At 67.9% G+C, this 3,173-nt stretch carries 2 protein-coding genes and 1 pseudogene; 2 read left to right on the forward strand and 1 reads right to left on the reverse strand.

All coding sequences use genetic code 11. From position 1 onward, the window contains the following. A pseudogene (locus tag B2W70_RS12080) lies at positions 1-345 on the forward strand (hypothetical protein); the annotation flags it as partial. A gap of 14 nt (positions 346-359) precedes the next feature. After that, on the forward strand, positions 360-1,118 hold the full coding sequence (locus B2W70_RS12085; RefSeq protein ID WP_286746003.1) for a hypothetical protein: 759 nt from the start codon (positions 360-362) through the stop codon (positions 1,116-1,118). Here the strand turns inward: B2W70_RS12085 and B2W70_RS12090 are convergent. After that, a complete protein-coding gene (locus B2W70_RS12090; RefSeq protein WP_286746004.1) occupies positions 1,099-2,880 on the reverse strand; it encodes a S8 family serine peptidase in 1,782 nt (593 codons plus the stop codon). The genes B2W70_RS12085 and B2W70_RS12090 overlap by 20 nt on opposite strands. Positions 2,881-3,173: the final 293 nt, after the last annotated feature.

Genomic DNA, 3,173 nt, shown 5'->3' on the forward strand with positions numbered 1-3,173 from the left:
GGCTCGGCATGGCTGTCCCGCAACGCAGACGACCCGCTCGGCGTTGGCGAAGCCTGGTCATGGGTCCTGCCCGACCTGCTGGACACCGTGCACCGCTTTGAGACCACGGGCTTCGCCCCCTTGCTGACGGCCTGGTCTGACCGCGATGTGCTCAAAGGCCAGGAGGTGTCGCTGTGGACCCGGCCCGGCCACCTGCCCGACGCCCAGACGCCCCCCGACGCCAGCGGCACGGCCCAAGGCGTGGACGAGTCGGGTGCACTGCTCGTGCATACTGCAGGCGGCCTGCAACGCTGGAGCAGTGGTGAAGTCAGCGTGCGCCCAGCCCTTGCAGCCCCCCTCACCTGACCCCTGCACGCCCCATGCTCCGCTCCCTGGTGCTCGCCCTGTTGATCGTCAACCTTGGCTTTTTTGCCTGGACCCACGGCTGGCTGAAGGCCTGGGCAGGCATGCCCGCGGAGGGGCAACGCGAGCCTCAGCGCCTGAGCGCGCAGTTGCACGCCGAGCAAATCGAGGTGCTGCAGCCGGGTGACACAGCACAAAACCACGCGCTGCGCCGCCGCGCGCCGCCAGCCGAAGCCGCATCGCCCCCGGACAGAGCCGCAAGCGCGGCCGAAGCCCCCTCTGCGGCATCCAGCGCCACCGCGCAGCAGGCCGCAGCCACCCCGGCCCTGTGCGTCGAGGCCGGCCCGTTCAAACCGGAAGACGCCGCCGCCGTCGACAAGACCCTGCGGCCCTTGCTGCAGGCAGGCAGCTGGACGCGCCAGAGCATCGCCATCGGCGGGCAGTGGATGGTCTACATGGGCCCATACAACGACGAAGAGCTGTACGACCGCAAGGTCACGGAGCTCAAGCGCATCAAGGGGCTGAACTTTGACGAAGTGCGCAACGGCACCTACGCGCGCGGCCTGTCACTGGGCCGCTTCGCCAGCGAAGCCGATGCCGAAACCCGCCTGGGTGGCCTCAAGCAACGCGGCATCCGCACCGCCCGCGTGGTGACGATCCGCCCGGCCGGTCAAGTGCACTACCTGCGCGTGGCCCAAGCCAACGAGTCGATGCAGGTGACGCTCTCGGGGCTCAAGCTGCCCCAAGGCAAGTCGTTCACCGCTTGCCGGTCTTGATGATCTGGGCGGTTGCCCTGATGGCCTGATTGCGCCTCAGGCGGGCCCACCACGCAGCACCCAGCATCCAGGCTGCAATGCTTGCCAGCAAGGCCAGCATGCCTGCGTCGCTGGCACCGCCGCCACCGCCACCGCTGCTGCCGCCCGACGAAGACGTGGTCACGTCAGGTGCAGGGCACACGCCCTCGGCGAACAGAGGGGAACTCAGCGCAGCGTTGAGCGCCGCGGCTGCATCCAGGACACCCGCGCCACAAGTGCCGCTGGTGCATCGGCAGTTGCCCAGGCTGCTGGCACTGCACAGATTGGTCGGCGAGCCCGAGGTGGGGAAGGCCGATGCCGACTGCATGATCCGATACGCCACGTCGACCGAGCTGAGCGCGGGGTTCACGGCCAGCATCAAGGCCGCCACGCCGGCCACCTGCGGGGCCGCGAAGCTGGTGCCCTCGATGCCGCCTTGCAGGTTCGTCGTACCGGGTGAGGTGGTGCCGGAGTTGCCCAGCATGGACATGCTCTGACCAGAATCACCGCTGGCCACGGCCACACCGAAATAGCACTGGCTGGCGCGGCTGCCATTGACCAGGTTCGCATACGCCGCCTTCGAGGCATTGGCGCGCAGCCCGGTGGACGCGATGACGCCCTGGCAGCTCGCGGGTTTGGACGGCGACGAGTACCCCAACGTGCCAGAGCCATCGCCATTGCCTGCCGACGCCACGACCACCACGCCCAAAGAGCGAAGGGTGGCGATGGCGTTGCGGTACAGCGCGTCCACGGTGTTCGAGCCGCCCTGGCAATTGCCCAGCGAGCCATAGCTCAGGCTGATGACCCTGGCACCCGGGTTGGGAGGGGGCGGGGCGTTGGCCACCGACAGCCCTGCCGCCCAGTACATGGCGTCGATGATGTCGCTGGAGCTGGCACCGCCCGTGCCGCCCACTCGAATGGGCAGCACCACGGGCTGACCATCGATGGAGGCAAAAATGCCCGGGCCCATTTGTTGAGAGCTGTTGAGCGAGCCGGTGGTCGTGCTGCTGCCAGGCGCTGCCAGCATGCTGGTGATCGAGGTGCCGTGCCAGGAGCTGCACTTGCTCAGGTCACCAGGACAACCCGTTTCCCAGTCACCGGGGTCGCTGACGTCGGCGTCGCGCCCGCTGCTGTCGTTGCCCACGGCCGGGTCGGTGACGAAGTCGTGCCCGGTGAACAGGCGGCCGACGAAGTCAGGGTGAGTGGTGGCTTCAGTGACGCCCGAGTCCAGGACCGCGGTGACAACCGGGTTCAGGGTTCGGCCAGCCAGGAAAGTCCAGGCGGCAGGAAAATCCGCCACGCCTGCACCAGCGGCGACGCGGGATCGCATCCAGAAGCGCCCGGAATACGTGTAGTCCACCGACGGTGCTGTCTGGCCGGTCGTGGTGGTGGCCGGCTTCATGATCTCGTTGGGCACGGCCCACTCGACATCGGGGTCCTGGCGCAAGCGCGCGGCCTCGGCCTCGGCGTCGGTCAAGGCCACAGGCTCGCCGCGATGCAACACCTGGGCGCCGAACGCCGTGTCCTTCTGGACCAGGTAGCTCACTCGCTGGCGTTGCGCCACCTGGGCCACTTGCAGGCGGCGGCGCTGGGATCCCTCGGGGTTGAGCGAAGAGGGCCTGGCCATGCCACGCCCGTCGGCCGTGGTCACCCGCCCATCCTTGAGCTTGACGATGACCCCCATGGCCTGCGGAGCAGCCCCCTCGGGCAGGGTCGGCGCGGCGCTGGCATGGTTGGTGGCCATCAAAGCGGCCACGCACCCCCACCACACGGCTCGGCGCCACGAACGAAGGGGATGCTTGCTGCCAAGGCTGTCAACAGAGGTACTCACGCCGTGCTCCTGCACCAGATCCGGAAAAGTGATTATGGTTCGACGCCACCCCAGCACCGCAGCGACAAGACGAACTCAGCAACCTGTTGTCGGCACTGTTGCACATGGGATCAAATGAAAAAGGCCCCATGAAGGGGCCTTGAGCGGCACAAGTCGACGGATCCGGGGGACAAAACCACCGAAGCCACCGAACTGGCGTGACAAAG

The sequence above is a fragment of the Aquabacterium sp. UBA2148 genome, from assembly GCF_002328915.1.
GTDB classification, from domain to species: Bacteria; Pseudomonadota; Gammaproteobacteria; order Burkholderiales; family Burkholderiaceae_C; genus Aquabacterium; species Aquabacterium parvum.

Bases quoted from the DNA above. Each gene is read 5' to 3' on its own strand.
- B2W70_RS12085 (WP_286746003.1), top strand. From the start codon at position 360: ATGCTCCGCTCCCTGGTGCTCGCCCTGTTGATCGTCAACCTTGGCTTT.
- B2W70_RS12090 (WP_286746004.1), bottom strand. From the start codon at position 2,880: ATGGCCACCAACCATGCCAGCGCCGCGCCGACCCTGCCCGAGGGGGCT.